Source organism: Tessaracoccus rhinocerotis (genome assembly GCF_007197885.1).
In the GTDB taxonomy this organism is placed as follows: Bacteria; Actinomycetota; Actinomycetes; order Propionibacteriales; family Propionibacteriaceae; genus Arachnia; species Arachnia rhinocerotis.
The window spans coordinates 264027-285983 of sequence record NZ_VKKG01000001.1; the positions used below are offsets into that span (position 1 = coordinate 264027).

Here is a 21957-nt window from a genome sequence, read left to right on the forward strand (position 1 = left end):
ATATCCCACAGCCATGCCACTGCTGATCAGACCATGGTCTGGCTCTGGCCCGGGGTCAGCCGGTGTAAACCACGACCTTGTCCCCCACCTTGGCGGCGTCGAACAGCGCCGAGACCGCAGCCTTGTCACGAACGTTGACGCAGCCGTGGGATGCGCCGTTGTAGCCACGGGCAGCGAAGTCGGCGGAGTAGTGAACGGCCTGGCCACCGGAGAAGAAGAGTGCGTAGGGCATGGCGGTGTCGTACAAGCTCGAGACGTGGTCCCGTGACTTCCAGTTCACCGCGAACACACCGTTGCGCGTGGGCGTCATCTCCGATCCGAACCGCACGTCCATGGTCATCTGGATCTGTCCGTCGACGACCCACGCGAGCTTGCGCTGGGCCTTGGAGATGCACACCACGCGACCCTGCAGGCACCTGTCGTCGAGGACCATGGCGCCGGCGCCGGGCTTCGGGGCGACGTTGTTCAACTCGTCGGTGGTGGGCTTGTGCGTCATGCCGTGGAGGCGGTCGAGCGTGCGCTGGTCGACCTCTCCGGTCACGGGGATCTCCCGCTTCTCCTGGAAACCCTTGACGGCCTCGACGGTCTTGGCACCGTAGATGCCGTCGACCTTGTCGAAGTACCAGGCGATCTGCTTGAGCCGGGCCTGGAGGTCCTTCACGTCGTCGCCCTTCGAACCCTCGCCGAGCAGTGCCGGCCCGGGGGTGAGGATGTTGTGCATCTCGTCGTGAGTGGGCATCCGTGTCATGCCGAGGAGCCGGTCCCAGGTGACCTGGTCGACGTAGCCGAGCACCGGGATCCCCCGCTTCGACTGGAAGCCCTCCACCGCGAGCCGGGTCTGGTCCCCGTAGTTCGGTGTGATCCTTCCCTCGAACCACTCGATCTGCTGGAGGCGGCTCTGGAGCTCGCGCACCTTGTCGCCCTCGTCGCCGACGTCGATGATCGCAGGCGGCGGGGGCGGGGTGGTGGGATCGGCGGGGGCGGGCTCGGGCGAGTCGGTCGGGGTCTGCGTCGGCTCCTCCGGCTCGTGCGGAGCGGGCTGCGGGGCCGGGGTGTCGACGTCAGTGGGGCTTGGCGAGGACTCCGGGGACTCCTCGGTCGTGGGCTCCGCCGACGGGGTTGGAGTCGGGTCCGCGACGACCACGCTCGGGTCGGTCGGGGGCACGCCTCCGGGATGCGCCATCACGTCGGGGGCGCAGCCCCCGAGGGCGAGCACGAAGACCGCCACGGCGGCGGGGATGATGCGTCGGTACTGCGTTGTCACGGGGGAAGCCTTCCGTCGGGTTCAGCCGTTTCGGTGACGGTGACGCGCACAGCGTATGTTCCGCGAGCCGTCTTCTACCCCTGTACACGCCCTGTAGTGACGGATTCGTTGCCAAGTTCCTCGGTTCCGAGCCGAATCAGTTCGGTGGTGACCTCGACGAGGCGCTCCCGGACCGGCATCGCGCGTTCCGCGAAGCCGCGCTGCAGGGCCGCGTACTCGGCCCTGCCCTCGGGCGTTTCCACCCTGATGGGTTCATAGCCCCAGTCGGCCAGGTCATAGGCCGAGGCACGCATGTCCACCTCGCGGATGTCGCGGGCCAGGAGGAACGAGTCGAAGAGCAGCTCGGAGGAAACGGCCGGGACCAGTTTGCCGGCCCATTTGTAGAGGTCCATGTTGACGTGCAGGCAACCGGGTTGGTCCAGCTCGGGCTGCAGTTCGCGGGTGGGTTGCAGCAGGTTCAGCGGACGGGCGGGCGGCGTGAAGAACCGGAAGGCGTCATAGTGACTGCATCGGCAGCCCACCTCCTCCACCGTGCGGGCCGTCTCCTCGGGGGAGAACCGCAGCTTGAGGTAGGGGTGACGGGTCTCCCCCTCGTCCAGGCCGTAGACCATCGCCCACTCATGCATCCCGAAGCACCCGAAGCGTGGCTTGGCGGCCATGGTCGACACCAGCAGGCGGTGGGCACCCTCGATGGTCCTCGACCGCTTCCGCCAGAAGTCCACGGCGTCGAAGGGCTCGCGCCCCTCGCCGACCCAACCGACAGGTTCCGGCCCCAGCCCGGGATGCCACCTCAGCAACTGTCCGGGGCGCAGGTTGTAGTAGTGCCACAGGAAGTCGTCGACGGGGTGCTTCTCCCCCCGCTCGCGGCGTGCCATGGCGTCGGCGAGCTCGCGGCGGACACGGGCCTCGTGCGCGGCGGCCCGGGCCCGCCACTGCTCTGGCTGGAGCGGCGTCAAAGTCTCCCCTTCAGCCCGGCGTCGCGGCTGCGCCAGTCCGGCAGCATGGCCGTGAGGTGCTGCTTGAACGCGGGACCGTGGTTGGCCTCCAGCAGGTGACCGAGTTCGTGCACCACGACGTACTCGAGCTCCGTCTGGGGCCGCTCGGCCAGTGCCACGTTGAACGACATCCGACCCGTGACGTGGTTGCAGCTCCCCCAGCGGGACCGCATGCGCGCGAGCCGCACGTGGCTGGGACGGCGCCCGACGTAGGGCGAGTGGACGTCAAGGAAGTGCTCCACGGCAGGGAGGAGCTCCCTGCGGTGCAGCGCAGTCAGGGCACGTCGTGCCGCCTCCTCGTCGCCGTCGGGCCGGACGATGTGGATGCGGCCGTCCTCGACGTGCGCCGTGGAACGGCCGCCGTCGCTCACCACCAGTTCGCGCCACTGCCCCCACAACCTGGCACGTCCCCCGGAAACCAGCCGCTCCGGCACGTTCATCCGGGCCCGGGTCTGGGCCTCCACGACCCACTCGAGGTTGCGGGCCACGAAGGCCGCGATCTCGGCCTCGTCGGCGTGGTGCGGAGCGGACAGTTGGACGCTGGCATCTCGCGGGTCCACGCGCATCCGCAGGTTCTTCATCCGCTTGCGCGTCACGAACACCTCGACGCCGGAGGTCCGCAGGAGATGGCGGGAACCGGTGCGGGGCATGTCTGAAATGCTATGCCACCGCTTCGGGGACTCCAAGGTGTCGCGGGCGGTCTCGTAGTTGGCCATGACTTCTCCGTCCTGGAACGGGCCGGGCCATCCGCCCGAACCCTCGCTGCCTCCCAAGATGTCACCGGGCACTGACACACTGGGCCCTGAGACCAGCCACCCACACACAGGAAGCACCGATGAAGATCCTCCTGCCGGATTCCGTCCCACTGTCCCCCGAGCTCCCAGAAGGCGTCACGGCGGTCACCTACGCCGTGGCCGAACCGATCCCCGAGGAGCACCTCGACGCGGACGTGCTGGTGGTCTGGACCAACTCGCAACAGCACCTCGATGCCACCGCGGCGGCCATGCCGCACCTGCGGCTCGTGCAAGGGCTGATGGCCGGGCCCGAGACGATGATCCGCGCCGGCTTCGCCGACGGCGTGGTCCTGGCCAACGGGATCGGACTCCACGACGCGACGGTGGCCGAGCACACGCTTGCGCTGCTCCTGGCGCTCGTGCGTCGTCTGCCCCTGGCGCTGGCGGCACAGGCCGAGCACGACTGGTCGGCAGAACTGAGCGGCCCCAAGCCGCTGCATCCCGACGGGCCGATCACCACGCTGCTGCGTGCAAAGGTCCTCGTGTGGGGCTTCGGGAGCATCGCCAAGCGCCTGGCCCCGCTGCTCACGGCCCTGGGCGCGGAGGTCCGCGGCATCGCCCGCAGCGCGGGCACACGCGACGGCTACGACGTCGTCGCGGAGTCCGAGCTGTTGCGGGTGCTGCCCGAAGCGGACCTGCTGATCAGCATCCTGCCGGACACCCCCGACACCCGGAACGCGCTCGGCCCCGTGGAGATCGACGCACTCTCGGACGACGCGTACTTCGTCAACGTTGGGCGCGGATCCACCGTGGACGAGCGGGCCCTGCTCGCGGCCCTGACTGAGGGTCGGATCGCGGGGGCCGCGCTGGACGTGACCGCCGTGGAGCCGCTGCCCGGCGACTCCCCGCTGTGGGACGCGCCGAACCTCCTGATAACGCCGCACGCCGCCGGCGGACGACCGGTGGACCCGGACGCGCTGATCGCGCACAACGTCGCCGCCCTTGTCGCCGGAGCGCCACTGAGGAACGTCGTCGAGCGCTGAACCATCGGTTCGGGGTCTCGGACGTAGGTCGATATGGTGCGGGAGTGACACCTGTTCAGACGGCTCGAGGCGGGGAGTTCCGGGCAGGTCTCCGGATCGCACTGCCCGCCATCTTCGGCACCGCCCCGATGGGAATGGCCTTCGGCGTGCTCATCGTCCAGGCAGGACTGGAGTGGTGGTGGGGTCCGGTGTTCGCGGCGGTGATCTTCGCCGGCTCGCTGGAGTTCCTGGTGCTGGGCCTGGTGACCGCAACCGCGCCGCTCGCCACCATCGCGGGCACAGCCTTCCTGGTCAACTTCCGGCACGCGTTCTACGCGCTCTCGTTCCCGCTCCACCGCGTGCAGGGCCGGGGGCGGCGCGCGTACAGCACGTTCGCCCTGACCGACGAGGCGTGGGCCCTGACGTCGTCGTCGGTGGCGCAGGGCTGGTCCAGCCGCCGGATCTTTGCGCTGCAGTCGACGTTCCACCTCGCGTGGGTGTCCTCGGTCACCGTCGGTGGCCTGGCCGGCAACCTGATCCCTGACAGCGTCGTGGGCCTGGACTTCGCGATGTCGGCCTTCTTCCTGGTGCTGGCGCTGGAGGCGTTCGTCGTGCGCCGCTCCGCCCCGCTGCCGATAGTGGCGCTGGTGTGCTCACTGGTCTCCCACCTGCTGTTCGGGGACGGGATGCTCCCGGCGGCGATGGGCTCGTTCATCTTCCTCGTCATCCTGGACTTCTACGCACGGAGGCGTCGTGCCTGACTGGCCCTACATCCTCGCCGCGGTGCTGGTGAGCGCCGCCATCACCTGGGCGCTGCGAGCGCTGCCGTTCCTGTTCATCAGTCGGCTTCGAGAGAGCGAGCTGCTGCCCCACCTGGCAGCGGTGATGCCCGTCGGGATCATGACGATCCTCGTGTTCTACACCCTGCGCAACACCGACGTCGGCACCAATCCGGCAACCCTCGCCGTCGCCGCAGGGCTGGCCGTGACGGGTGCGCTGCACCTGTGGCGACGCAACGCGGTCCTCAGCGTGCTCGGCGGAACCGGCGTCCACGTGTTGATAATGTCAATCAGTAGTTGACAAACTATGCAGAATTCCGGCAAAGTAGGTTAATTTGCCTTCTCGATTGGGTGAACTCAGGGTTAACGATGCACACTATTGTGCGTGACCCCGGAACTGTTGATCCTGTCCCTGGTCGTCGTCACGGCACTCGCGTTCGACTTCACGAACGGCTTCCATGACACGGGCAATGCGATGGCTACCTCCATCGCGACGAAGGCTCTGAAGCCCAAGTCTGCGGTGACCCTCTCCGCGATCCTGAACCTGATAGGCGCGTTCCTGTCCGTGGAGGTGGCACTGACCGTCACCAACGCCGTCGTGAACATCCAGGACGCCTCGGGCGCCCCCAAGCCGGAACTGATCGGCGACGGTGGGCTCGCGCTCCTGCTGATCATCCTGGCCGGCCTGGTGGGGGCCATCGTATGGAACCTCCTGACCTGGCTGCTGGGCCTGCCGTCCAGCTCCTCCCACGCCCTCTTCGGCGGCCTCGTCGGAGCGACGATGGCCGGCCTCGGGGTCGAGGGCGTCAAGTGGGTCGGGGACGGCACGAAGCTCGACGGCGTTGTCGGAAAGGTACTGCTGCCCGCCTTGGTCTCCCCCGCCATCGCGATCGCCGTCGCCTCCGTCGGCACCTGGCTGGTGTTCCGACTCACGAAGGGCGTCGCGAACAAGTACCGCGAGTCCGGCTTCCGCTGGGGCCAGATCGGTTCCGCGTCACTGGTGTCCCTGGCCCACGGCACCAACGACGCACAGAAGACCATGGGCGTGATCACCCTCGCCCTGATCGCCTCCGGTCACTGGACGGACCTCACTGCGGTCCCGTTCTGGGTGAAGTTCACCTGTGCCGCGGCCATCGCCGCCGGCACCTACATCGGGGGGTGGCGCATCATCCGCACCCTCGGCAAGGGCCTCGTGGAGATCTCCGCTCCCCAGGGCATGGCGGCCGAGTCGTCCTCCGCGGCGGTCATCCTTGCCTCGAGCCACATGGGCTTCGCACTGTCCACCACGCACGTGGCAACCGGCTCCATCCTCGGCTCTGGTGTCGGCAAGCGCGGCGCCAAGGTGAACTGGCGGATCGCCGGCCGCATGGCCATGGCGTGGCTCATCACCCTTCCCTCCGCGGGGCTGGTCGGCGCCGTGATGTGGTTCCTCGGCCACTCCATCGGTGGCGTCTACGGCGCCCTGGTGATCTTCGCGATCCTGCTCGCCGCCGCTGGCTGGATGTACGCACACTCGAAGCGGACCCGGGTTGACCACAACAACGTCAACGACGACTGGGCCGACCAGATCGCAGCCGTGCCCGACAAGCCGATGGTCTCCGGACCCAGGAAGAAGTCGAAGAAGAAGGCCAGGAAGAAGAAGGCGGCCAAGAAGCTGAAGGCGGAACTGTGAACATCTTCCTCAACCTCCTCGAGGGCGCCTGGCACGTCCTGCTCGCCGGACTCATCCTGGGCGCCGGGCTGCCCGCCCTCTTCGCGCTCGGTATCCGCGCCCTCTCCTACGGGGCCGACGACGGGCAGAAGGACTCAGACCACAAGCCCCATCCCGGCATGCGCGTGCTGGCCTACGCCTGCTTCGCCGTCGTCCTGGCCGCCATCGGACTCGGCATCGGCGTGATCGTCGCCGGAGGGTTCGGACTCGAGGTCCAGCTGGGCTGGCCGCTGTTCGTCAGGGAGTAGCCGGGATCACCCGGCCTCGGGGAGCGGCGTCTGCTGGTAGAGCGCCAGCCGCCACTGGTCGCCCGTCCGCGTGTAGACGCTCGACATGAGCGCGCGGAACTCGCCGTCCTCCCGGCTCGCGGCACCCGTGTAGACCAGGATCGCCGAGCGCTCGTCCAGCTCGACGAGGCGCGGCTCCTCGATGCTGTACTCGCGCCACGGGGGCGCCTTGTCGAGTGAGGCGGCCACGGCTTCACGGTCCAGCACCATGCCGTTGGCGAGCACCATCACAGCTGTCGGTGTCATGATCCGGCCGTAGAACTCGCCACCGGTGCCGCTGCACAGTGAGTCCCAGCCCCGGCGTTCGAGCTGCAACAGTTCGTCGATGTCCATGCTCGACACCATAGTTGCGGGCCACGTCATGTGCGTGCCCTTTATCCGGGCGCCCGGGGAACGACAAAGGCCCGAACCAATTCACTGAGCGTGGTGAACCGTTCGGGCCCTTCATCCGGGGTGGAGCTAAGGGGATTCGAACCCCTGACCTCTTCCATGCCATGGAAGCGCGCTACCAACTGCGCCATAGCCCCAGTTCCCGCTACCAGCGGGGCTTCGCAATGTTATCGCAAAGCCGAGCCCCGACGCCAATCAACCCTCGGCCACGAGCTCCCGCAGCAGCCCCACCACGTCCTGGGGACGGTACGAGTGGGAGAACTTCGCCACCGGCACGTGGGCGCGGCGCAGGACGGCCTGCGCGGACTCGCCCACAGCGACAACGGGAACGTCGGAGTTCCAGCCCAGCAGTTCCCCCACGGCGAGCGCGTTGGACCCTGAAGCGATGATGACGGCGTCGTAGAGGCCGGCGTGCCACGCTTCGGCCACCTCGGGCGGCGCGCTGGGCAGCGTCTCCATCGTGTAGACGGGCACGAGGTGCGTGGTGTAGCCCTTGCGCTGCAGCTTCGCGAGGAAGCTGGGGGCCAGCAGGGCCGAGCCGGGGACGTAGACGGTGCCGGTGCCGTCGGGCCAGACATCGAGCAGCGCGTTCACGCCGGCGGCCTTCTCGGGGACGAGTTCGACGTCGTAGCCCATCGATTCGAGGGCATCAGCGGTGCCGGGTCCGACCGCGGCGATCCTGGCCTCCCGCGGCAGTGTCCAGCCGAGCTCGCGGATGGAGGCCACGGCCCGGGTGGAGGTGAACACGATCCAGTCGGCCCCGTCGAGGGTGCTGCTCACGTTCAGCAGCTCGCGTGTCTGGAGGGGGACGGCGTCCACCTGGAGTCCCGCGGAGCGCAGCCCCACGGACATGCGACCCTCCTCACGGGCGACGAGCACCCGCATCTCGGTGACGTCGGAGAGGCGGCGCTTCTCGGGCGGGGCGGGTTGGGGCTTGGGGTCGCGACCGATCTCCTCCACGCCGCGGCTGCGCAGCAGCCCCGCAAGGCGGTGTCCGGTGCGCACCGCGTGGAACTCCGAGGTGGGCATGCCCAGCGTCAGCGACACGACGGGACTCCCGTCGAGCGGAAATACGTCGGCACGCAGCGACAGCACGCCTTGGCGATGGGCACGCACTCCGAGTACGGCTTGGTCGGAGAGGTCGAGCGACTCCTGGACGGCGCGCTCGGCGGCGACGCAGATCCTGGTGTCAGGGTCGTCGAACTCTGCCAGGACCTCGATGATGTCCTTGTCGTCCTGGCGGCACTCGTAGCCGAGCGCACCCTGCCCGGCGGTGGGTGGCGTCTCCAGTCGTTGGGTGATCTCCTCGGCGCGCTCCAGGTAGTCGACGTCGGCCGCACCGCAGAGCACGCCGTCGAGCTCGCCAGCCGCCACGCGGTCGAGGCACTCGGCAAGGTTCGGCTTGATGTCCTCGTACTGGATGCCGGGACGCAGCCGCGTCAGCTTGGCCCGACGCAGCGGCGTGGCCGTTGCGACGCGGGCGCCGTCGGGCAGCGCAGAGATGGTCATGCCGTCGCGGCCGACGAACACGTCACGTCGGTCACCGCGGACCGGGACGGCAGCGAGCTCGGTGCCGGGCACCTTGCCTTCGGGAAGGCGGTTGATGCGGTGGATCACCACGTCGAAGTCGTCTCGGAGCAGCCCCAGCCGCAGCTGGCCGATGCTCTCGAAGTCCCCGACGTTGGGGAGCCTGAAGATCTCGACCTCGTGGCCGCGTTCCTCGAGTTGCTCGATGAGCGCCTCCGCGCGCAGCATCGCAAGGGTGGAGTCCTTCGTACCAAGCCTGATTCTCACCTTGCCACCATATCCACTCGGCGCCCACGGTGCGGACAGGGGGACTGACCGGGCCCAGGGGCGGCGTCGCGCTACCCGACGGCAGCCGCCCGCGCCGCGGCCGGGAGTGCCGCCACGACGCGGTCCAGGACGGCATCGTCGTGCGCCGCGGACAGGAACCAGGCCTCGAAGGCGGACGGTGGCAGGGCCACGCCCGAGTCGAGCATGGAGTGGAAGAACCGTCCGAACGCGGCGGTGTCCTGGGCCTTCGCGTCCGTGTAGTTGGCGACGGGCCGGTCGCGGAAGAAGACGGAGAAGAGGCTGCCTGCGCGCTGGATGACGTGCGGCACGCCCGCAGCCGAGAGCTCAGCACCGACGGCCTGTTGCAGCCGGAGCGAGGCCTTGTCGACGTGCTCGTAGACGGCCGCGTCGGCCAACTGCAGCGTGGCGATCCCGGCCGCCGTGGCCAAGGGGTTCCCGGACAGGGTCCCTGCTTGGTAGACGGGCCCGACGGGGGCGAGCAGTTCCATCAACTGCGCGCGGCCGCCCAGGGCGGCCAGCGGCATCCCGCCGCCCACGACCTTCCCGAAGGCAAACAGGTCTGGGGTCCAGGCAGGCTCGGTGGTGCCCGCCTCGAGGCCCCACCAGCCTGCGGGCCCCACGCGGAAGCCGGTCAGCACCTCGTCGAGGATCATCAGCGCGCCATGGTGGGCGGTGAGCGCCCTGATCTCGGCGTTGAACCCGTCCGACGGCGCCACCACACCCATGTTCGCCGCAGCGGCCTCGGTGATCACGGCGGCAACCCGGTCCCCCAGCTCGGCGAACGTGGCCCGGAGCGCCTCGAGGTCGTTGTACTCGAGGACGACGGTGTCCGCCGTGGCCGCGGCGGTGACGCCCGCGGACCCCGGCAGGCCCTGGGTCGCCACGCCTGATCCCGCGGCGGCGAGCAGCGCGTCGCTGTGGCCGTGGTAGCAGCCGGCGAACTTGATGACCACGTCGCGGCCGGTGGCGCCACGGGCCAGGCGGATGGCGGTCATGGTGGCTTCGGTGCCGGTGGACACGAAGCGAACCCGTTCCGCGGCGGGGACGCGCGAGCGAACCAGCTCGGCGAGGGTGACCTCGGCCCGCGTCGGGGCACCGAAGGAGAGTCCCCGAGCGGCAGCCGCCTGGACGGCCGCAACCACCTCGGGGTGGGCGTGGCCGAGCAACGCGGGCCCCCACGAGCAGACCAGGTCCACGTAGGTGCGGCCGTCCTCGCCGTGCACGAACGCGCCGTCGGCCGACTGGACGAACACCGGCGAGCCGCCGACCGCCCCGAAGGCCCGCACCGGGGACGAGACGCCACCGGGGATCACGGCGGCTGCCTGCGCCATCAGCCGGTCGTTCACGTTCAATTCAGCCATGCGGCCAGCTCCTCTGCGTAGTAGGTCAGGACGATGTCGGCGCCCGCACGCATGATGGCGGTGACGGACTCCCGCACCGCGGCCTCCCTGTCTATCCAGCCCTGCTGGGCCGCCGCCTCGATCATCGAGTACTCGCCGGAGACCTGGTAGGCGGCCACGGGGACGTCGGAGACCTCGGCGACGTCGGACAGGACGTCGAGGTAGTGGCTGGCGGGCTTGACCATCACCATGTCGGCGCCCTCGGCCAGGTCGAGGATCGCCTCCCGCATGCCCTCGCGGCGGTTGGCCGGGTCCTGCTGGTACGTGCGGCGGTCGCCCTGCAGCGAGGACGCGACCGCCTCGCGGAAGGGCCCGTAGAAGGCGGAGGCGTACTTGGCCGAGTAGGCCAGCACGGAGACGTCGGTGAAGCCGTCGCCGTCGAGCGCGTCGCGGATGGCGAGCACCTGCCGGTCCATCATCCCCGACGGCGCCACCACGTGCGCGCCGGCCCGCGCCTGCGCGAGCGCCATCTCCCGGTAGGCGGCCACGGTGGCATCGTTGTCCACCAGGCCGGCGGCGTCGAGGAGGCCGCAGTGGCCGTGGTCGGTGAACTCGTCGAGGCAGGTGTCGGCCATCACGACGATGTCGTCGCCGACCCGTTCCCGTACCGCCGCGATCCCCCGCTGCAGGATCCCGTCGGGCGAGAACCCGGCCGAGCCGATGGCGTCCTTGTCGGCCTCCTCCGGGACGCCGAAGAGCATGATCCCGCCGAGGCCGGCGTCGACGGCGCGTGCAGCGACGTCGCCGATGCCCGACAGCGGGTGCCTGCTGACGCCGGGCATGGAGGAGATGGGCGCCCCGGTCGCGCCGACGAACACCGGCAGCACGAGTTGGCGGGCGTGGACCCGGGTCTCGCGGACGAGTTCACGCATGGCGCCGGTGGTGCGCAGTCTGCGGGGGCGGTGGGTCATTTCTCTCCTTCATGCCGACGCGTGGCCAGCAGGTGCTTGAATGCGGCGAGCACGCCGGCCGCGTCCTGGGTCTCCGCGACGGCTGCCGGGACGCCGAGGCGTTCGAGGACCTGTCCGCTGGGGCGGCCGAGTGCCACCACCATGATGTCCTCCGGCCAGCCGAGCGAGGAGTCGATGACCTCGGCGACCGACCCTGACGTGACCAGGACCGCATCGATCTCGCGGCGGTTCCATGCGAGCACGAGCGAGCCGGTGTGCTCCACGGGTTCGGTGGTGTAGATGGGCAGCGCGCGAGCCTCCCAGCCGCGCTCCCGCAGTCCGACGGTGAGCACCGGTCGGGAGCGGGCAGAACCCGGCACCAGCACGCTTCCGGTGCCCTCGGGCCAGGCGGCGAGGAGGTCCTCGGCGCTGGAGTTCGCCCCGGGCACGAGGTCCACCCGGTATCCGTCGTCCTCGAGCGCTCGTGCGGTGGCGGGGCCCACGGCGGCGATCCGGGTGCCCTCGGGGATCCTCCAGCCGAGATCGCGCAGGACGCCGACGGTGCTGGCCGACGTGATGGCCACCCAGTCGGCCGCCGGCAGTGCATCCAGCCTGGTGCTGAGGGCAACGATCCGTTGCACGGGTTCGCACCACACGGTGGCGCCCGCGTCCTGCAGTGCCTCGGAGAGCGGGCCGGACGGGCGCGGGACGAGGACGGTGAGGCCGTCCAGCGGTTCGACGCCCCAGAGGCTCGCGTCGTCGTGGAACTCCGCCAACCGGGACTCGCGTGACTCGTCCAACCGGGTGATGGCAGCGGCGCCGTCCTCGAGCAGTCGGCGGGCCAGCCCACGCCCGGCACCGACGGCATCGGCCGCCTCGAAGGTGGCGTGCTCGGTGACCGAGGACACCCCGTCGGCGGCGAACACTCCTGCCTGCAGGACGAGGATCCCGCCGTCGGCCTCCGCCCTGGCCCCGATGGGCGCAGCACATCCTCCTCCGAGTTCCGCGAGCACCGCGCGCTCGGCATCGGCCGCGGCCCGGGTGGCGGGGTGTTCGAGCACTGCGAGGGCCTCGCGGGTGGCGTCGTCGTCGGAGCGGCACTCGACGGCCAGGGCACCCTGCCCGGGTGCCGGGAGGATCTCGAGGTGCTCGGTGATCGCGCCGGCCAGGCCCAGCCGGTTGAGCCCGGCCGTGGCCAGGACCACGGCGTCGAGGTCCCCGGGTGCTACGCGGGCGAGCCGGGTGCCGACGTTGCCGCGGATGTCCACGAACTCGCAGTCTGGACGCAGTGCGCGCAGTTGCGCGACCCGCCGCGGCGAGCCCGTCCCGATGCGCGAACCGGTGGACAGTTCGGCCAGCGCGAGCCCGTCCCGGGCGCACAGCGCGTCGCGGGGGTCCTCGCGTTCGGGCACTGCCGCGACCACGAGCCCGGGGACGCCCGCCACGGGAAGGTCCTTGTATGAATGGACGGCGAGGTCACACTCCCCCTCAAGCAGCGCGGTGCGCAGTTCGGCCGCGAACACGCCGAGCCCGGCAAGTGCGGTGAGCGAGCCGCGCTCCTTGTCGCCGCGGGTCCTGACGATGACGATGTCCACCTCGTGCCCGGCTGCGCGCAGCGCCTCCGCCACTGTGTTGGACTGCGTCACCGCGAGGTCGGAGCCGCGGGTTCCCAGTCTCAGCCTCATGCGGTGGCCTCCTTCGCGGACGCGACGACGGCGGCCAGGCCGTTGCCGGCCAGCCACGCCCCCGCGACGGTCAGACCCTCCAACCGGCGCACTGACGCGATCAGCTCCTCGCGCTCGGGCGGATGGATCACTCGCGGCATCTCCGTCCAGGTCACCTGGTGGGAGTCGACGACGTGCTCGGGGCCCAGTTCGAGGCCCAGGATGCGGGACAGGTCACCCAGCACGTGGGCGAGCTCCGGCTCCCCCTCGGGGGGCAGGGCCACGCGGAACACCTCGACGCGGTCCCTGCGCGCCCACGGCCACTTGGCCGAGTAGTGGGTGACGGAGCGCGCCACCATGCCCTCGGGGCGGGCACCGAGCAGCGCCCCGGAGCCGATCGGCTCGACGGCCAGTCCGGGGTGGCGCAGCGCGAGCAGCAGGTTGCGGGTCACGGAGGTGCGGGGCGGGGTGAACCTGATCCCCTGCGGCCTGAGCAGGCGCGCCGTCACGCGGGCCGGCGTGGCGAGGACGACGGTGCGGGCCTCCGCCTCGCCGCCCGGCACCTCCAGGACCCAGTTGCCGGACCTGCGTCGGATGGCGGCGACCCGGGACTCGGTGCGGACGTCGACGCCGGACGCCCGCAGCGAGGTCTTCAGCGCGGTCACCAGTTGGTGCATGCCGCCGAGGGGCTGTTCGACCGCGTGGCCCGTCCCGGCCCGCTCGGCGACGGCGCGCAGCAGCGAGCCGAGGCGGCGGGTGTCCTCGGCGAGACCGGGGGCGAACTGTTCGGCGGGCATGTTCTCGGGCGCGAGCCCGTGCACCCCGCGGGTGAGCGGTGCCACGAGCCGCTCCAGCACGGCGGGGCCAAGGCGCGCCGTCACCAGGTCTGCGACGGTGCTGCCGAGGTCCCCCACGGGTGCGGTCTCGTCGGCGCGGGCCCGCTCCAGCTCTTCGGGGCCCAGCGCCGCCAGGGCGGCGTCATCCAGGCCGGCCGGGATGCCGAGGAATCCCCTGGCCAGCGGCAGGGCGCCCCTGTCGGGCCACCAGACGTGGCTGCGTCCTGATGGCTCGGCGACTGCCAGGCCGAGTTCCGCGCACAGTTCGCGCACCAGCGGGGTGCGGGTGGCGTAGGCCTCGGCGCCGGCGTCGACGTCGATCCCGGCCAGGCGGACCGCGTGCACCATGCCGCCGACCCGCTCGGCGGACTCGAGAAGCGTCACCGACGTCCCGCGCAGCGCCAACTCCCGGGCCGCCACGAGCCCGGCGATGCCTCCACCGACGACGACTGCGTTCACAGTTCGTGCACCAGCGCTACCAGTTCGGTCAGGATGCCCGGGTCGGTGGTGGGTGGCACGCCGTGCCCGAGGTTCACGACGTGGGAGGGGGCGGCGCGGCCGCTCTCCACCACCTCGCGGGCGTGGCGGGCCAGGGAGTCCCAGCCCGAGGCGAGGCGGGCCGGGTCGATGTTGCCCTGCAACGGCAGCCCGGGCAGCAGCGCGGCGGCCTCGTCGAGGGGGGTGCGGTAGTCGACACCCATCGCCTCGACCCCGCACGCGGCCATGTCGGCCAGCAGGTGGCGGGTGCCGGTGCCGAAGTGGATCCTGGGGACGCGTCCCGCGACGGTCTCCAGTGCGCGGCTTGAGTGCGGGGCGACGAACTCGACGTAGTCGTCGCGGCGCAGGGAACCCGCCCACGAGTCGAAGAGCTGGACGGCGCGCGCGCCTGCGTCGACCTGCACCTCGAGGAACTCGGACGACAGCTCGGCGCACCAGCCCAGCAGGCGGTGCCAGGCTGTGGGGTCGGAGTGCATGAAGGAGCGGGCCGCGAGGTGGTCGCGGCTGCCGCGTCCCTCCACCAGGTACGCGGCCAGGGTGAAGGGTGCACCGGCGAACCCGATCAGCGGGATCGCGTCGCCGAGTTCGGCGACCACGATCGCGGCGCCGCTGCGGATGGCCTCGACGTCGCCGAGTCGGTGTGAGACCAGGCGTTCGACGTCGGCGGCGGTGCGCACCGGTTCGGCGACCACGGGCCCGACACCGGACTGGATGTCCACGTCCACGCCGGCGAGCACGAGCGGCACCATGATGTCGGAGAAGAAGATCGCGGCGTCGACGCCGTGGCGGCGGACGGGCTGGAGGGTGATCTCCGCCGCCAGCTCCGGGATCAGGCAGGCCTCCAGGATGGTGGTGCCCTGGCGCACCTCCCGGTACTCGGGCAGGGAGCGGCCGGCCTGCCGCATGAACCACACAGGAAGTCGTTCGGGGCGCGTACCGGAGAGTGCCTGCAACAGGCTGGGCTGGTCGGAGTCGTTCACAGTTGCGATTCTGCCCCATCCGGCAAACGGTGGTTGAATGGACGTCACTGTGAACCTGCGCATCCTCTCCGTCCAGCACCGCCACCACGGACTCGTGGAGGTGGAGCGAATCGTCGACTCGGCCGAGGAGATCGCGGCCCGCCTGCGCGGCGTTCCGGGCGTCGAGGCCGTCCTCCCGCTGACCACCTGCAACCGCGTCGAGTTCATCGTCGACGCACCCGAGGGGACCAGCGAGCAGCTCGTGGAGGCCATCGCCGACGAACTGGACCTTCCCCCGGCCTGGGACCGCTACGACGCCGACGAGGCGATGCAGCACCTGTTCCGGGTCTGCGCCGGGTTGGAGTCCATGGTGGTGGGCGAGCGTGAGATCGCGGGCCAGGTCCGCCGCGCCCTCGGCGAGGCCCAGGACGCCGGGCTTGCCTCCCCCGACCTCACCCTGATCGTCGACGAGGCCCTGCGCGCCTCCCGCCGGGTAGCCCGCGAGACCTCGTTGGCGGACGCGGGCCGATCGGTGGTGTCGGTGGCCCTCGACCTGCTCGGGGACCAGGACTTCGCTGCGATGCGCGTGCTGCTGGTGGGCACGGGCGCTTTCGCCGGGGCCAGCGTGGCCGCCCTCCGGGCGCGCGGCGTGACCGACATCCGAGTCCACTCCGCCAGCGGCCGGGGCGACTCCTTCGCGCTCAGCCACCGGCTCGGGCTCGCCCAGGACCTGCCCGACGCCCTCCGGGACGTGGACGTCGTGGTCGCGTGCCGCGGCACCGGTGTGCCCGCCATCACCGGCACCGACGTCGCCCCCGACGCCCGGCTCCGCATCCTCGACCTCTCACTCCACAGCGACGTCGCGCCCAGCGTCGCCGACCTCCCGGGGGTGGAGGTCATCAGTCTGGCCACCCTGCAGCAGACCCTCTCGCCGAGCCTCAGCCCCGACACCACCCTCGCCGAGCGGATCGTCGCGGAGGGTGCCGACGAGCTGCGCGCCAAGCTGCACCGCCGCGTGCTCGACCCAGCCGTCGTCAGCCTGCGTGAGACCGTGCTGGAGCTCGTGAACGACGAGGTCGAGCGCCTGCCGGCGGGGCGACCCCTCAGCCATGACGACGCCGCCCGCGCACTGCGCCGGCTCGCGACCCGCCTGCTGCACGTCCCCTCCACGCGGGCCAAGCTGGCCGCCGCGGCGGGACGCACCGACGAGTACCTGTCCGCCATGGCCGAGCTGTACGGCATCGGCGGCACCGATGAGTCCCTGGACCGGGCCGAGTGCCCGGTCACGGGGTTGGGCGTCGACGCACTCGCCGACGACCGGGACGAGGAAGAAAGACAAGGCCGAGCTGGATGACCCACTCCCTGCACCCGTACACCGCCATCCTGGTGGCCTCCTACGGTGGCCCAGACGAACCCGACGACGTCCTCCCCTTCATGCGGAACGCGACGGCCGGGCGCGGGGTCCCGGACGAACGCCTGGTTGAGGTCTCGAAGCACTACATGCTCTTCGGGGGCAGGTCCCCCATCAACGAACGCAATGCGGAACTCCTCGACGCCCTGCGCACCGAGCTCGCCACCCGCGGCATCAAGGTGCCAGTGGTGATCGGGAACCGCAACTGGCATCCCTACCACGCCGAGACCGTGCCGGCCCTGGTGGCCGACGACCACGAGCAGGTGCTCGCCGTGGCAACCTCCGCCTACCACTCCTACTCCAGCTGCAGGCAGTACTCGGAGGATCTGGACAAGGCCGTGGCCGACGTCGGCGGCGCCATCCGGATCGACAGGATCGACGCCTACGCCGAGACCGACGGGTTCGTCGAGGCCAACGCCGACGCCGTCGTCGCGGCACTGGCGGAGCTGCGCGCCAGGGAGTTCCACGGCGACACCCGCGTGCTGTTCGTCACCCACTCCATCCCCACTGCGATGAACGACGCCTCCGGGGACGGATCGCCCAGCGCCACCTACGACCAGCAGCACCTCCGCGTGGCCGAGCGCGTCGCCGCCCGTGTCAAGGAGCTCACCGGCGAGGACATCACCTGGGAGCTGACCTACTGCTCGCGCTCCGGCTCGCCACGCACGCCGTGGCTCGAGCCCGACGTCAACGACCGGCTCGAGGAGTTGCGCACCGAGGCCGTCGGCGGCGTCGTCGCCTCCCCCATCGGCTTCATCACCGATCACATGGAGGTCGTCTACGACCTTGACACGGAGGCCGCGGCCACCGCCGAGGAGCTGGACCTGGCGTTCGTCCGCGCCGCCACCGCCGGCACCCACCCCGCCTTCGTGTCGATGCTGGTCGACCAACTCGAGGCCCGCACGGCCGTGGCGCGGGGCGAAGCCGACGCGGCCACCACCGCCACCCACCTCGGGGCCAGATCGTGTTGCCACGCCCGTCCCGACCAGGAGAAGGAGTCCGCATGAGCCACCCGTCCAGAGACGCCCGCGACGCCACCGACGTCGACCTCGAGGCCATCAACGAGCAGACCCTCTACGCGATGTACTCGGTCTTCGCGACCCCTGGCGGGCTGCCGTCGATCCTCGACGTCAACACCATCCAGGTGGAGCTCGCCGAGATCGGCGTGGAGGTCCGCGGTTTCTACGACATCGGTGGCTTCCGCGCCGACGCCGACCTGATGGTCTGGGCCACCGCCGACGACGCGGAGAAGCTGCAGGCCGCCTACCACGCCCTCCGCAGGAGCGAGCTGGGTACGCACCTGGAGCCGGTGTGGTCCGCGATGGCAGTGCACCGCCCCGCCGAGTTCAACCGCGCCCACGTGCCCTCCTGCTTCGCCGGGTTCGCGCCCAGGCCGTGGGTGTGCGTGTACCCGTTCGTGCGCAGCTATGAGTGGTACGACCTGCCGGAGGAGGACCGCGCCAGGATGCTGCGCGAGCACGGCATGGCTGGGCGCGAGTTCCCGGAGGTGGTGGCCTCCACCCTGTCCAGCTTCGCGCTGGGCGACTACGAGTGGATCCTGGCGTTCGAGTCCGACGAACTGCACAGCCTCGTCGACGTGATGCGCCGCCAGCGAGCGGTCGAGGCTAGACGCCACGTGCGCGAGGAGATCCCGTTCTTCACCGGCCCACGCGTGGACCTCGCCGAGTGGGCCGCCCGGCAGCCGCTCGCCTGATCCTGCCTGCAGCCGGGCTGGGTCGGGTGTCCGGGCCGGCCGTCGTCAGGGCCGCGGGTAGAAGATGCCCTCTGCGTCGATCCGGTCGAGGATCTGGGCCGAGATCTGCGCCACCTGGCCGACCTGCTCGGCAGTGATCGCGTCGAAGATGGACTCCCGCACGGTGCTGACGTGACCGGGGGCGGCCTCGACCACCTTGTCCCAGCCAACTTCCGTGAGCTGTGCGTTGGTGGCCCGCCTGTCCTCCGGGCAGGGGAACCGATGCACGAGACCTCGCTGCTCCAACCGATTGACGACGTGCGACAGCCGCGACAGCGTCGCGTTGGTGCGGCCCGCGAGTTCCGTCATCCGAAGCGTCCGATCAGGCGCCTCGGACAGCATCGCGAGCGTGAAGTACTCGAAGTGGGTCAGGTCGGAGTCACGACGCAGTTGCGTCTCGAGCACGCCTGGCAGTAGCTCGACGACGGCGATCAGCCCCAACCACGCCTCGCGCTCCTGCTCGCTCAGCCATGCAGTGTCCATGGGAAGAGCCTACCAAATCGCTTGACACATCAACTAAAGCGCGTAGAGTGTTACTTGAAGCATCAACTAAACCCTCAAGGAGCAGCATCGTGGCAACCATCACCATTCTCGGCAAGGGCAACATGGGCCAGGCCATCGCGCAGATCGCGACCCGAGGCGGCAACACCGTCGAGGTCCTCGACAGCACCGACCAGGCCCGCCCGGTCACCGGCGACATCGTCGTGCTGGCCGTCCCGTACCCGGCGGTCGCGCAGATCCTCGCCGAGCGCCCCGGCCAGTTCGACGGCCGCATCGTCGTCGACATCACCAACCCGCTGAACTTCGAGACCTTCGACTCGCTGGTCGTTCCCGCGGACGGCTCGGCGGCCTCCGAGATCGCCACGCAGCTTCCGGGAGCCAAGGTCCTGAAGGCGTTCAACACCAACTTCGCCGCCACCTTGGCCTCCGGCACGGTGGGTGACCAAGTCCCCACCACCGTCCTCGTGGCCGGTGACGACGCCGACGCCAAGGCCGCGCTGATCGGCGTCGTGTCCGCCGGTGGCGTCAAGGCCATCGACGCCGGCGCCCTGAAGCGCGCCCGCGAGCTCGAGGCCATCGGCTTCCTGCAGCTGACCCTCGCCGCGGGCGAGCAGCTGCCCTGGACCGCCGGCTTCGGGGTCATCGCCTGAGGCAAGCACGCCCACGACCCGACACGCCGCGCGGAATCGCAGCAAGGGGAGCCTGCCCCCTCTGCCCCCGATTCGCGCGGCGTGTCGCGTCACCCAGGGGTAGTGTGGTGCCGATTTGGTCACAGTTTCACAACTTCGCTCTGGACTCACCGGTCAACATCCGGGCACCGGAATGCGCTCCCAGCCAAAAGCTGATTAGGTTACCAACCATGGAGGCGACCCGCGCATGCGGTCGCACTGTTATTTCTTAGGAGAGTCAACATGCAGTTCTCGCGTCGTGCGCTTTTCGGAACAACCGCTGCCGTGGCGGTCGCGGGCACGCTGGCCGCCTGTAACGCTTCACCGTCGGGCACCAACGGCGCCGACGGCGACACCATCAAGCTCGGTGTGAACTACGAGCTCTCCGGCGACGTCGCCACCTACGGCCAGGCCTCCGTGGCCGGCATCAAGATGGCCATCGAGGAGGTCAACGCGGCCGGCGGCATCGACGGCAAGCAGATCGAGATCGTCGAGGTGGACAACAAGTCCGACGCCGCCGAGGCCACGACCCTCGCCACCCGCCTGATGTCCCAGGACGGCGTCATCGCCTGCATGGGCCCCGCCACCTCCGGCAACTTCAAGGCCACCATCCCCGTCGCCCAGGACAACCAGGTCCCCGTGGTCTCGGGCTCCGCAACGGCCGACGACGTCACCGTCGACGCCGATGGGGTCAAGGAGTACGCGTTCCGGATCTGCTTCAACGACTCGTTCCAGGGCACGATCATGGCGCAGTTCGCCGACGAGAACCTCTCGGCCGGCACGGCCGTCATCATCCAGGACAACAGCTCCGACTACGCAACCGGCCTGGCCGCGGCGTTCACCGCCGAGTTCGAGAAGCGGGGCGGCAGCATCGCCGCGACCGAGGGCTTCACCGCCGGCGACACGGACTTCAACTCCATCCTCACCCGTCTGCGCGGCGAGACCTTCGACGTCATCTACCTGCCGGGCTACTACTCCGAGGCCGGCCTCATCATCAAGCAGGCGCGCGACCTCGGCATCGACGCACCCATCCTGGGCGCCGACGGCTTCGACTCCCCCACGCTGCTCGAGCTGGCCGGCACCGGGCCCCTGAACGAGGTCTACTTCACCAACCACTACTCCTCCATCGACGAGGACCCGGCAGTGGTCGACTTCATCTCCGCCTTCCAGGAGGCCAACGGCGAGGAGCCCAACGCGTTCCACGCCCTGGGCTACGACCTCGGCAAGTTCGTCGCCGACGCCGTGAGCCGTGCCTCAGAGCTGACCGGCGAGGCCGTCAAGACCGCGATGGCCGAGACCCAGGGCTTCACCGGCGTCACCGGCACCTTCGACATGGACGAGAACCACAACCCGGTCAAGTCCATCGTCGTGATCGGCCTCGCCGACGGCGTCCAGGCCACCAGCGAGAAGATCGGCTGAGTCGAAGCGTCGACTTGATCGGAGGCGGTGGGCCCGGGAGACCGGGCCCCACCGCAACCACAGGGGAGGTGAACGGGTGACGGAGTTCCTGCAGCAGGCCATCAACGCGTTGTCGCTGGGCAGCATCTATGCGCTCATCGCGCTCGGGTACACGATGGTCTACGGAATCATCAAGCTGATCAACTTCGCCCACGGCGAGATCTACATGATCGGCGCGTTCGTGGGCTACTGGACGATGTCGGTGTTCCACCTCGGGGTGTTCGAGGCGATCCTCGCGGCGATGATCGTTTGCACAGTGCTCGGTGTCCTGATCGAGCGCGTCGCCTACCGCCCGCTGCGCAGGTCCACCCGCCTGGCCTCGCTCATCACCGCCATCGGGATGTCGCTCCTGCTGCAGTACACGATGATGTACTTCGTCGGCGCCGATCCCCGCGCCTACCCCGCGCTGCCCGACTACATGAACGCCTCGTTCAGCCTGGGCGGCGTGGTGGTCAAGAGCCAGCAGCTGGTGATCATCGGCATCTCGGTACTGCTCATGATCCTGCTCCAGTTCGTGGTCAAGACCACCAAGATGGGCAAGGCGATGCGGGCCGTGTCCCAGGACCCGGAGGCCGCGCAGCTGATGGGGATCAGCGTGGACCGGACCATCTCGTTCACGTTCGCCATCGGTTCGGCGCTCGCAGGGGCGGCCGGCGTCCTCGTGGGTATCTACTACAACTCGATCAACCCCCTGATGGGCATCATGCCCGGCCTCAAGGCGTTCGTCGCGGCCGTGTTCGGCGGCATCGGCATCATCCCGGGCGCACTGATCGGCGCGTTCGTGATCGGTGGCGCGGAGACCGCGGTCTCGGCCCTCGGCTACTCGCTGTTCCGCGACGGCGTGGTGTTCGCCATCCTGATCGCCATCCTGATCGTGAAGCCCACGGGTCTGCTGGGCAAGAACGTGCGGGAGAAGGTGTGA

The 21957-nt window shown here is 70.0% G+C and carries 22 protein-coding genes, 1 tRNA gene and 1 pseudogene; 11 read left to right on the forward strand and 13 right to left on the reverse strand.

Annotated features, from left to right (window positions below; genetic code table 11):
* Positions 1-55 precede the first annotated feature (55 nt).
* The 3 genes from FOJ82_RS01265 to FOJ82_RS01275 form a co-directional block, all read right to left on the reverse strand.
* The gene (locus FOJ82_RS01265; RefSeq protein ID WP_246099676.1) at positions 56-1264 is read right to left on the reverse strand and encodes a L,D-transpeptidase family protein; all 1209 of its coding nucleotides are present in this window, start codon (positions 1262-1264) and stop codon (positions 56-58) included.
* 74 nt (positions 1265-1338) lie between these two features.
* Positions 1339-2220: a 3-methyladenine DNA glycosylase gene (locus FOJ82_RS01270; protein WP_143936647.1), complete on the reverse strand. Its 882-nt coding sequence runs from the start codon at positions 2218-2220 to the stop codon at positions 1339-1341.
* Positions 2217-2909 carry a M48 family metallopeptidase gene (locus FOJ82_RS01275; RefSeq protein WP_185975571.1) on the reverse strand — a complete coding sequence of 231 codons (693 nt, stop codon included), beginning with the start codon at positions 2907-2909 and terminating at the stop codon, positions 2217-2219. Before FOJ82_RS01275 ends, FOJ82_RS01270 begins: the two co-directional genes overlap by 4 nt.
* Positions 2910-3094: 185 nt before the next feature.
* On the opposite strand from FOJ82_RS01275, the gene FOJ82_RS01280 reads away from it, so the two are divergent.
* From FOJ82_RS01280 to FOJ82_RS01300, 5 genes are all read left to right on the forward strand, one after another.
* Positions 3095-4036, forward strand: coding sequence for an NAD(P)-dependent oxidoreductase (locus tag FOJ82_RS01280; protein ID WP_143936649.1), 942 nt, complete (start codon positions 3095-3097; stop codon positions 4034-4036).
* A gap of 44 nt (positions 4037-4080) precedes the next feature.
* Entirely contained in the window at positions 4081-4776 is a 696-nt protein-coding gene (locus FOJ82_RS01285; RefSeq protein WP_221932984.1) for an AzlC family ABC transporter permease, read from the forward strand.
* Complete coding sequence (locus FOJ82_RS01290; RefSeq protein WP_143936650.1) at positions 4769-5095, forward strand: branched-chain amino acid transporter permease; 327 nt, start codon at positions 4769-4771, stop codon at positions 5093-5095. The genes FOJ82_RS01285 and FOJ82_RS01290 overlap by 8 nt, the downstream gene beginning before the upstream one ends.
* An 84-nt stretch (positions 5096-5179) precedes the next feature.
* Complete coding sequence (locus FOJ82_RS01295; protein ID WP_143936651.1) at positions 5180-6466, forward strand: inorganic phosphate transporter; 1287 nt, start codon at positions 5180-5182, stop codon at positions 6464-6466.
* Positions 6463-6753: a hypothetical protein gene (locus tag FOJ82_RS01300; RefSeq protein WP_143936652.1), complete on the forward strand. Its 291-nt coding sequence runs from the start codon at positions 6463-6465 to the stop codon at positions 6751-6753. Before FOJ82_RS01295 ends, FOJ82_RS01300 begins: the two co-directional genes overlap by 4 nt.
* Before the next feature lie 6 nt (positions 6754-6759).
* Here the strand turns inward: FOJ82_RS01300 and FOJ82_RS01305 are convergent, their stop codons facing one another.
* From FOJ82_RS01305 to hemE, 9 genes and pseudogenes are all read right to left on the reverse strand, one after another.
* The gene (locus tag FOJ82_RS01305; protein WP_143936653.1) at positions 6760-7125 is read right to left on the reverse strand and encodes a nuclear transport factor 2 family protein; all 366 of its coding nucleotides are present in this window, start codon (positions 7123-7125) and stop codon (positions 6760-6762) included.
* Positions 7126-7246: 121 nt separating this feature from the next.
* Positions 7247-7319, reverse strand: a tRNA-Ala gene (locus tag FOJ82_RS01310).
* A gap of 58 nt (positions 7320-7377) precedes the next feature.
* Positions 7378-8976 carry a uroporphyrinogen-III synthase gene (locus tag FOJ82_RS01315; RefSeq protein WP_143936654.1) on the reverse strand — a complete coding sequence of 533 codons (1599 nt, stop codon included), beginning with the start codon at positions 8974-8976 and terminating at the stop codon, positions 7378-7380.
* Between the two features lie 71 nt (positions 8977-9047).
* Entirely contained in the window at positions 9048-10349 is a 1302-nt protein-coding gene (gene hemL, locus FOJ82_RS01320; protein ID WP_425472471.1) for a glutamate-1-semialdehyde 2,1-aminomutase, read from the reverse strand.
* Complete coding sequence (hemB, locus tag FOJ82_RS01325; protein WP_143936656.1) at positions 10346-11308, reverse strand: porphobilinogen synthase; 963 nt, start codon at positions 11306-11308, stop codon at positions 10346-10348. Before hemB ends, hemL begins: the two co-directional genes overlap by 4 nt.
* Positions 11305-12087 carry a uroporphyrinogen-III synthase gene (locus FOJ82_RS16585; protein WP_281279927.1) on the reverse strand — a complete coding sequence of 261 codons (783 nt, stop codon included), beginning with the start codon at positions 12085-12087 and terminating at the stop codon, positions 11305-11307. Before FOJ82_RS16585 ends, hemB begins: the two co-directional genes overlap by 4 nt.
* A pseudogene (hemC, locus tag FOJ82_RS16590) lies at positions 12064-12972 on the reverse strand (hydroxymethylbilane synthase); the annotation flags it as partial. The pseudogene hemC and the gene FOJ82_RS16585, both read right to left, overlap by 24 nt.
* Positions 12969-14246: a protoporphyrinogen/coproporphyrinogen oxidase gene (locus FOJ82_RS01335; RefSeq protein WP_143936658.1), complete on the reverse strand. Its 1278-nt coding sequence runs from the start codon at positions 14244-14246 to the stop codon at positions 12969-12971. The gene FOJ82_RS01335 and the pseudogene hemC, both read right to left, overlap by 4 nt.
* Positions 14243-15328 carry a uroporphyrinogen decarboxylase gene (gene hemE / locus FOJ82_RS01340; protein ID WP_143936659.1) on the reverse strand — a complete coding sequence of 362 codons (1086 nt, stop codon included), beginning with the start codon at positions 15326-15328 and terminating at the stop codon, positions 14243-14245. The genes FOJ82_RS01335 and hemE overlap by 4 nt, the downstream gene beginning before the upstream one ends.
* Here hemE and FOJ82_RS01345 point away from each other — a divergent pair.
* Genes FOJ82_RS01345 through hemQ form a run of 3 tightly spaced genes read left to right on the forward strand, consistent with a single transcriptional unit; the run spans position 15303 to position 18369 of the window.
* Positions 15303-16598, forward strand: a complete 1296-nt coding sequence (locus FOJ82_RS01345) for a glutamyl-tRNA reductase (RefSeq protein WP_143936660.1) — start codon at positions 15303-15305, stop codon at positions 16596-16598. The genes hemE and FOJ82_RS01345 overlap by 26 nt on opposite strands.
* Positions 16595-17662, forward strand: coding sequence for a ferrochelatase (gene hemH / locus FOJ82_RS16595; RefSeq protein ID WP_246099678.1), 1068 nt, complete (start codon positions 16595-16597; stop codon positions 17660-17662). Before FOJ82_RS01345 ends, hemH begins: the two co-directional genes overlap by 4 nt.
* Positions 17659-18369, forward strand: coding sequence for a hydrogen peroxide-dependent heme synthase (gene hemQ, locus FOJ82_RS16600; protein ID WP_246099680.1), 711 nt, complete (start codon positions 17659-17661; stop codon positions 18367-18369). The genes hemH and hemQ overlap by 4 nt, the downstream gene beginning before the upstream one ends.
* A 45-nt stretch (positions 18370-18414) precedes the next feature.
* Here the strand turns inward: hemQ and FOJ82_RS01355 are convergent, their stop codons facing one another.
* Complete coding sequence (locus tag FOJ82_RS01355) at positions 18415-18891, reverse strand: MarR family winged helix-turn-helix transcriptional regulator (protein ID WP_143936661.1); 477 nt, start codon at positions 18889-18891, stop codon at positions 18415-18417.
* A gap of 89 nt (positions 18892-18980) precedes the next feature.
* On the opposite strand from FOJ82_RS01355, the gene FOJ82_RS01360 reads away from it, so the two are divergent.
* The 3 genes from FOJ82_RS01360 to FOJ82_RS01370 all read left to right on the forward strand — a co-directional run bounded on the left by FOJ82_RS01360 (position 18981) and on the right by FOJ82_RS01370 (position 21957).
* Entirely contained in the window at positions 18981-19559 is a 579-nt protein-coding gene (locus tag FOJ82_RS01360) for an NADPH-dependent F420 reductase (protein ID WP_143936662.1), read from the forward strand.
* Between the two features lie 261 nt (positions 19560-19820).
* Positions 19821-20996, forward strand: coding sequence for an ABC transporter substrate-binding protein (locus tag FOJ82_RS01365; RefSeq protein ID WP_143936663.1), 1176 nt, complete (start codon positions 19821-19823; stop codon positions 20994-20996).
* A 76-nt stretch (positions 20997-21072) separates the two neighbouring features.
* A complete protein-coding gene (locus FOJ82_RS01370) occupies positions 21073-21957 on the forward strand; it encodes a branched-chain amino acid ABC transporter permease (RefSeq protein ID WP_143936664.1) in 885 nt (294 codons plus the stop codon).

Excerpts from the sequence above, each read along its gene's own strand:
- FOJ82_RS01365 (WP_143936663.1), top strand. The coding sequence starts at position 19,821 with ATGCAGTTCTCGCGTCGTGCGCTTTTCGGAACAACCGCTGCCGTGGCG.
- hemE (WP_143936659.1), bottom strand. The coding sequence starts at position 15,328 with ATGCGCAGGTTCACAGTGACGTCCATTCAACCACCGTTTGCCGGATGG.
- hemB (WP_143936656.1), bottom strand. The coding sequence starts at position 11,308 with ATGACCCACCGCCCCCGCAGACTGCGCACCACCGGCGCCATGCGTGAA.
- FOJ82_RS01305 (WP_143936653.1), bottom strand. The coding sequence starts at position 7,125 with ATGGACATCGACGAACTGTTGCAGCTCGAACGCCGGGGCTGGGACTCA.
- FOJ82_RS01355 (WP_143936661.1), bottom strand. The coding sequence starts at position 18,891 with ATGGACACTGCATGGCTGAGCGAGCAGGAGCGCGAGGCGTGGTTGGGG.
- hemQ (WP_246099680.1), top strand. The coding sequence starts at position 17,659 with ATGAGCCACCCGTCCAGAGACGCCCGCGACGCCACCGACGTCGACCTC.
- FOJ82_RS01345 (WP_143936660.1), top strand. The coding sequence starts at position 15,303 with ATGGACGTCACTGTGAACCTGCGCATCCTCTCCGTCCAGCACCGCCAC.
- FOJ82_RS01280 (WP_143936649.1), top strand. The coding sequence starts at position 3,095 with ATGAAGATCCTCCTGCCGGATTCCGTCCCACTGTCCCCCGAGCTCCCA.
- hemH (WP_246099678.1), top strand. The coding sequence starts at position 16,595 with ATGACCCACTCCCTGCACCCGTACACCGCCATCCTGGTGGCCTCCTAC.
- FOJ82_RS01275 (WP_185975571.1), bottom strand. The coding sequence starts at position 2,909 with ATGCCCCGCACCGGTTCCCGCCATCTCCTGCGGACCTCCGGCGTCGAG.